The sequence below is a fragment of the Streptomyces plumbidurans genome (genome assembly GCF_019857225.1).
Classification (GTDB): domain Bacteria; phylum Actinomycetota; class Actinomycetes; order Streptomycetales; family Streptomycetaceae; genus Streptomyces; species Streptomyces plumbidurans.
Genome location: NZ_JAFJSY010000108.1, coordinates 22,228 through 28,802 on the forward strand (window position 1 = coordinate 22,228; position 6,575 = coordinate 28,802).

General features: G+C 72.1%; 4 protein-coding genes and 1 pseudogene. 1 reads left to right on the forward strand and 4 read right to left on the reverse strand.

The features are described 5' to 3' along the window. Positions 1-18: 18 nt before the first annotated feature. Genes JYK17_RS37390 through JYK17_RS37400 form a run of 3 tightly spaced genes read right to left on the reverse strand, consistent with a single transcriptional unit; the run spans position 19 to position 3,803 of the window. Positions 19-414, reverse strand: a complete 396-nt coding sequence (locus tag JYK17_RS37390) for a DUF742 domain-containing protein (protein ID WP_108011178.1) — start codon at positions 412-414, stop codon at positions 19-21. Positions 415-423: 9 nt separating this feature from the next. Beyond that, positions 424-861 (reverse strand): roadblock/LC7 domain-containing protein, encoded by a 438-nt coding sequence (locus JYK17_RS37395; protein WP_108011180.1) that lies wholly within the window; start codon positions 859-861, stop codon positions 424-426. Further along, complete coding sequence (locus JYK17_RS37400) at positions 858-3,803, reverse strand: nitrate- and nitrite sensing domain-containing protein (protein WP_222812138.1); 2,946 nt, start codon at positions 3,801-3,803, stop codon at positions 858-860. Before JYK17_RS37400 ends, JYK17_RS37395 begins: the two co-directional genes overlap by 4 nt. Before the next feature lie 418 nt (positions 3,804-4,221). Between JYK17_RS37400 and JYK17_RS37405 the strand changes: the two genes are divergently transcribed. Beyond that, positions 4,222-4,716, forward strand: coding sequence for a hypothetical protein (locus JYK17_RS37405; RefSeq protein ID WP_108012045.1), 495 nt, complete (start codon positions 4,222-4,224; stop codon positions 4,714-4,716). 90 nt (positions 4,717-4,806) lie between these two features. Here the strand turns inward: JYK17_RS37405 and JYK17_RS37410 are convergent. Then, positions 4,807-6,575: pseudogene (locus JYK17_RS37410) on the reverse strand (hypothetical protein); the annotation flags it as partial.

The following is a 6,575-nucleotide window of genomic DNA, read 5'->3' on the forward strand; positions in this document are numbered from 1 at the left end:
ACCCCGCTTTCGCACCGTTCACAGTGCCCGGAGGCCGTTGATCACGTCGCGCAGAATACTCTCGTCCGGCAGTTCGGCAGGCGGTACTGGCCGCGTCACATGGACGAGTTCCCGGGCGACCAGGTCCCCGATGAGGACCCGCACCACTCCCACGGGCAGATCGAGTTCGGCGGCGAGTTCGGCGAGCGACTGGGGGGTGTCACGGCACAGGCCGACGATGTCCACGTGCTCCGGGGACAGTGTCGGGTCGGACTCCGGGTCGCCCGCCTCCGGCTCGGCGAGGACCACCGCGATCAGGTCGAGGCGGTGCTGGCCCGCGCTGGTGGTCCTGCCGCGCGTCATCGCGTACGGCCGCACCACAGGTCCGGCCTCGTCGTCGAACCAGTGGCTTCTTCCCTGACCGTCAGAGCTCATGACATCCCACTACCCGCCTGCGGGCAGATCGGTGCGCGGAGCCGCGCCCAGATGCACGCCGACCCGCTTGACGAGGAGCGTCATCTCGTACGCCACCTGGCCGACGTCCGAGTCGGCGTCCGACAGGACGGCCAGGCAGCTGCCGTCGCCGGCGGCCGTCACGAACAGGAAGGCGTCGTCCAGCTCGACCACGGTCTGCCGGACGTTGCCCGCCTCGAAGTGGCGTCCCACACCCTTGGCGAGGCTGTGGAACCCGGACGCGACCGCGGCGAGATGCTCGCTGTCCTCCCGGGTCAGGTCCTTGGACGCACCGGTCGCCAGTCCGTCTCCGGAGAGCACGACGGCTTTGCGGATGCTCGCGACGCGGTCCACGAGGTCGTCCAGCAGCCAGTTGAGCTCTCCGGACTTGTTGGTCTCGGTGTGGCCGGTGCCCTTCGGTGCGGTCATCGACCGTCCCCCTCTGTCGTTCCTTGTGGTGCTGTGCCGCTGTGGGCGTCGTCGCCCGCGGCGTTCTCAGTGCGGCCACGCTGCCAGCCGCGCTGGAGCGAGGCCATCCGGCTGCGTACCTCGTCGGCGTCCCGCTCCACGGGCTGCGAGCTTTCCTGCGAGCGCCGCTCGACGCTCTGCTTCAGCTGTGGAGCCAGATTGGCCTGGCGTACGCGCCGGGGCAGCGGCCCCACGCCGGGGCCCGTCTCCTGCGGCGCACTGCCGGGAAGTCGCCCGGCCGGGTCGTCGCCACCGGACGCTGTCGCGGCCGGACGGCTGCGCCCGGGAAGAGCGGGCGGCCGCGGGCTCTCGCCGCCGATCGGGCGGTCGGGGCCGGCCGGATGCTCGGGTGCCGGGGATGCCGAGTGCTCGCCGGACGGGACGGCGCCCGTTGTGCCGGGACGCAGCGGTGAGGCTCCGCGCCGGCGGGTGGGCAGTGGTGGTGCGGCGTCCTGGTCGGGTCCGCTCGTGCCCCGACCTGCGACGGGCCGGTCCGCGGTGGGCTCGGTGCCCCGGCGACGCTGCGGCAGCGACGCGGCGTCCGGCTCGGTGCGGGCCGCGCCGGTCGACGGCTCGTCGGTGGTGTCCTCGCGCCGTGATCGCTGCCCGGTGACGGGGCGTCCGTGCGAGCTGACCAGCTTGGGCGTGCGGCGCAGTGGAGCGCCCACGCCGTCGGCGGTGTCGAAGCGGGCCGGTTCGTGGGCGTCGGAGGGCTCGGAGAGAGGGCTGTCGCCGCGGCCGTCCGTCTCGTCCTCGGCGAGGGCGATGGACCGTCGGGGGCGGAAGATCCCGCCGCGTTCGCTGTCCTCGCCGTCCAGCGCGCCGGGGAAGTCCTCGACGGCGTCGAGGTCGACCGGTGCCTCCAGTTCGATGGGACCGTCCAGGAGCGGGGCGGGCAGGCCGGGAAGCTGCACGGGCATCCGGGAGAGGGCGGGGCGGCGGCCCTCCTCCAGCTCGGCCTCCTTCGTGGGGTGGGGCCGGTCGAGCCGGAAGCCGATGCCGTTGGTGTCCGGGACGTCGTCCGTCAGCAGGGCGTCGGGGACGAAGACGACAGCGGTGGTGCCGCCGTACGGGGAGGGCTGCAGGGAGACGCGCACGTTCTGCCGCTGGGCGAGCCGGCTGACCACGAACAGACCGAGCCGGTCGGTGTCCGACAGCTCGAACTCCGGGGTCTCGGCGAGCCGCAGATTGGCGTCCAGGAGGGCGTCGGCCGCCATACCGAGGCCGCGGTCGTGGATCTCCAGGGTGAAGCCGTTGGCGACCCGCTCGCCCAGGACCTGGACGGCCGTGTGCGGCGGGGAGAACACCGTGGCGTTCTCCAGGAGTTCGGCGACGAGGTGGGTGAGGTCGGCGACGGCGGGACCCGTGACGGCGATCCGCGGCAGCCGGCGGACCTCGATACGTTCGTAGTCCTCGACCTCGGCGACGGCGGCCCGCACGACGTCCATGAGCTGGACCGGTTTGCGCCACTGCCGGGACGGGGCCGCGCCGGAGAGGATCACGAGGCCCTCGGCGTGCCGGCGCATACGGGTCGTCAGATGGTCGAGGCGGAACAGATCGGCGAGTTCGTCGGTGTCCTCGGTCCGGCGTTCCATGGTGTCGAGCAGGGTGAGCTGCTTGTGCAGGAGGACCTGGCTGCGGCGGGCGAGGTTGACGAACACCTCGGACACCCCGGCGCGCAGTTCGGCCTGCTTGACGGCGGCCTCGACGGCCGCGCGCTGGAGGGTGTTGAGGGCCTGGCCGACCTCGCCGATCTCGTTCTTGTCGTATTCGAGGCGCGGCGCCTCTGTCTCCACGTCGACCTGCTCACCCGCGGACAGCCGGCGCATGACGCTGGGCAGCCGCACACCCGATGCCTCGTGGGCCTCCAGGCGCAGTTGCCGCAGGTCGCGGATGAGGGCGCGGCCGACGCGTACGGACAGGAAGAGCGAGAGCAGCAGAGCGATCAGGCCGAGCACGCCGGCGACGGCCGCCTTGGCGATGACACCCATGGCGACGGGGCGGACGCGGTCCTGATAGCGGTCGGCGGCCTGGTCGTCGAGGGTGCCGAGCTTGTCGAGCACGTTGCCGGCGGTGGAGTCCCAGCTCTGCGCGGAGACCTCGGGCCTGCTGCCGGAATCGGAGACGGCGCGCTGCTCGGCCACGCGCAGCGGCGCGGTGGCGGCGTTCTTCCAGAACTCCTCGTAGCGCTCGCGTTCCGACGAGGGCAGCAGCGGCAGGTTGACGTCGTACATCAGGCTGCGCTGGGCCACGAGGTCGGTGACGTCGCGGCTTTCGTCGCGCGTGAGCTTGCCGACGATCAGCGACGAGCCGAGGAGGGCGTCCTCGCGGGAGAGCAGTTCGCGGGCGCGGGCGAGGTTGACCAGGGCACGGTACTGCTTGTCCATCTCGACGTTGTCGACGACGTGGAGGTTGCTGAGCAGGACATAACAGGGGTCGACCAGCCGGTTGTAGAGGTCGAGCGACTGGGCGCGGTCGACGGTGCCGTCCTCGACGCTGCGACGCAGGGCGTCGATGCCGTCGAAGGCCTCCAGCACGGTGGTCAGCCGCTCGTCATTGCCCTCGCCGAGCGCGTCGCGCACATCGGGGTTCTTGGCGTTCCTGCGGATCTCGCCGATGGCCTTGTCCGTGGCGGTCCGGCTGCGCCGCAGGTCGGTGAGCCCGTCGGAGGCCCGGGGGTCGGCCAGGTAGACGAGCGTCTGGCGGCGCTCCTGCTGCATGACGCGCACGGTGTCCTCGATCGGATAACCGATCTTCTCCACCACACGCGACACACTGAACAGATCTCCTGCCTCGCGTCCCGTCAGTACCGTGGCAAAGCCCCAGATCGCGGTGAGGGACACCAGCGGCACGAGAAGCAGCGCCACGATCTTCCGGCGGATCGACTTCCCGCGAAAGCGCATGGCCTCCCCCAGCTCGACCCCCACTGGCCGGGGGTACACATGTACGTCAACAAACGGCGCGAGCCTACTACTGACACAGAGGTAACTCGAAGAGCCGTCCGGAGGCTGAACTTCCGCGCGGGCGGCGAGACATGGGGAGTTGTCCGGGCATTGGGGGAGATTGCCGCCCGGAATCCTTTGACGGCCGTCAAAACCCGTCCGACCGGCTCGCCTGGGCAGTTGGCCGGAAATTTACGCTGCTTGGGAATCTTGAGGACGCCTCGTTCGTCCTTCTTACGGGAGATGGGGACGGAATCGGCCGAAGGAGCCGTGACCCGGACTTGGACGGCGTAAAGCAGCGCAAGCCGGGCAACCAATGGGGAGCCGTGTCGTCGGGCACGGAGTGAGCGGTCTTCTGGCGGTGGGGAGTGACACGGTGATGGGCACGGCGGAGCAGCGCGTGGCGCACGGGGACGGCTCGGTGGCGGACCCGACGGTGCGACGGCGCCCCGAGGCACCGGATCGCGACATTCCGGTGGACGAGCGCCGCCCCTTGTGGATCGAGGAAACGGCGTCACGACGCCGGATGCCCGATCCGGTGCGGACGGCGGCGGTTCGCGCGGTGATCATCATCGCTGTGACGCTGATTCAGGCCATGGTGGCCTTCTTCTGCACCATGGCCGGATCCTGGTTGGCCTTCCCGATGGTCATCAGCAGCATCGCCAGCACCGTGGTCGCCACCTGGGGCGCGCTCGACGTCTGGGTGACCCGCCAGGTGTGGAACCAGCGCTACGGCGTGGTGTCGGATCCGAGCAGCACCGCACGCGCGCTGCGCCGCGAGCGCCGCCGAGCCCGGCGGCAGGCGAGGGCCGACGAGCGGACCCAGGAGCGGATACGCAGGAGGGGCGCGGCGGGTCAGTTGTCGCACTCCTGAGCCGAGTTGGGGCGCCTTTGGGCCACCCCGAGGGCCAGTCGGCGCCCCCTCGGGCCGGGTTGCCGCGCTCCCGGCCCGGGGATGTGCCGCTCACGGCGCGCTGGGTGCCGGCCTCTTGAACATGCGGGTCGCCGTGATCTCGCTGTGCACCGCTTCCTCCTCCTCGGCCGGGGTCTGCTGGGGCAGGCCCGGTCGGAGGTGCTCCTCGACGCGGATGTACTTCAGTCCGGCCCGCAGGTCGGCGTCGTTGCGCAGCCTGATGACCAGCGGGAATTCGGCCAGGGCGGTCGTGTCGAACAGGCCGGTGGTGTAGAGGAGCTGGACGCCGAGCGCATCGGACACGGCCCGCTGGAGTTCCAACAGGTAGGTGGCGTTGGCGCGGCCGATGGGGTTGTCGAGGAACAGGGTGCCGGCGTGCCGGTGCTTGTCGCGGCCCCGGTCGTTCGAGCGCAGCGCGGCCATCGTGCAGTACAGGGCAATGGCGGCGGTGAGCAGCTGTCCGCCGGAGAAGACGTCGCCCATCTGCCCGACGGGCACGCGCTCGGCGCGCAGTACGGCGTCCGGCTTGAGGATCTCTACGGCGACGCCCTTGGGCTGCAGGGCCGCCCCCACGCCCCGCAGCAGCAGGGACATGCCGTCGCGGCGCAGGTCGGAGTTCTTCTTCACGGCCGCCCGGGTCGCCTCGTCGATGACCTCGCCGAGCCGTTCGGTGAGCGTGGCCTGGTCCGGCTCCTCGAACCGGATGCGCAGGAACTCCTGTCCCGACCACTCGCCGAGCCCCTCGGGCAGCCGGGAGAGCCGCTGCGCGGAGCGCAGGGTCGCCAGCGCCGACTCGACCAGTCCCCGCAGACGGTCCACGATCGAGTCACGGTTGCGCTCCAGTTGCGCCAACTCGTCGGTGAGGACGCGCAGTCGGGGCGCGAAGGCGTCGGCCCACTTCTGCGCGTGCTCGGGCAGCGCGGAGGCGGGCAGCTCGCGGATCTGCTGCCGGGCCGGGGTGCGGACCTGCTCGTAGCGGGTGGAGTTGGCGTGCCGGACCAATACGTCGCTCGCCTCGCGCACGGCGGCCTCGGCGGACGACAGATCGGCGGCGCAGCCGCGCAGTGAGCGGCGGGCCTCGGCGGCCGCGTGCCGGGCCTCTTCCAGGCTGCCGGGGTAGGGCTCCGGCTCGTCCTGCTCCTCGTCGAAGCTGTGCTCGCGCAGCAGGTCACGGAGCATCGCGGCGATCTCCTCGAAGCCGCCGGCGGCGTCCTCGGCCACGCGGTGGGCTTCGAGCAGCTCGGCATGTGCCTGCCTGGCCTCGGTCAACGCCTCGGTGCGGGCGGCGAGTTCGGTGGTCGCCGTGCGCAGCAGCGCCTGCGCGTGCTCGGCGTCGCGCGGCTGCAGCTCCTCGGGCAGTTCGGTGTGCGCCTCGCCCTCCTCGGGCGCGTGCCGCTCGGCCTCGCCGCGCAGCCGCCCGAGTTGCTCGCTCGCGGTGGACATCCGGGTCTCCAGGAGCTGCACCAGCTCCTCGGCCCGTGCGGCGGCCGACTGCCGGGACGGGCCGTCGGACCCCTCCGGCGACTGCAGCAGCTGCTCCGCGCGCGTGCGGACCTTGTTACTGAGCCGGTCCAGCTCGGTGCGGGCCCCGCTCTCGTCGCTCTCGGCGCGCGCCTGCTCGGCCCGCAGGTCGGCGCCGACGCCGACCTTCTCGTAGACCTGGGAGGCGGCACGGTAGGCCTCGCGCAGGGCGGGCAGCGAGGACTTCGGGGCGGCCCCGTCGTCCTCCGGTACGTCGTCGGGGGCGCCCGCGATCTCGGCGCGCTCGGCGCGCAGGGCCCGTGCGGTGCGGCGGGCGTCGTCGGCGGCGCGCTGGGCGG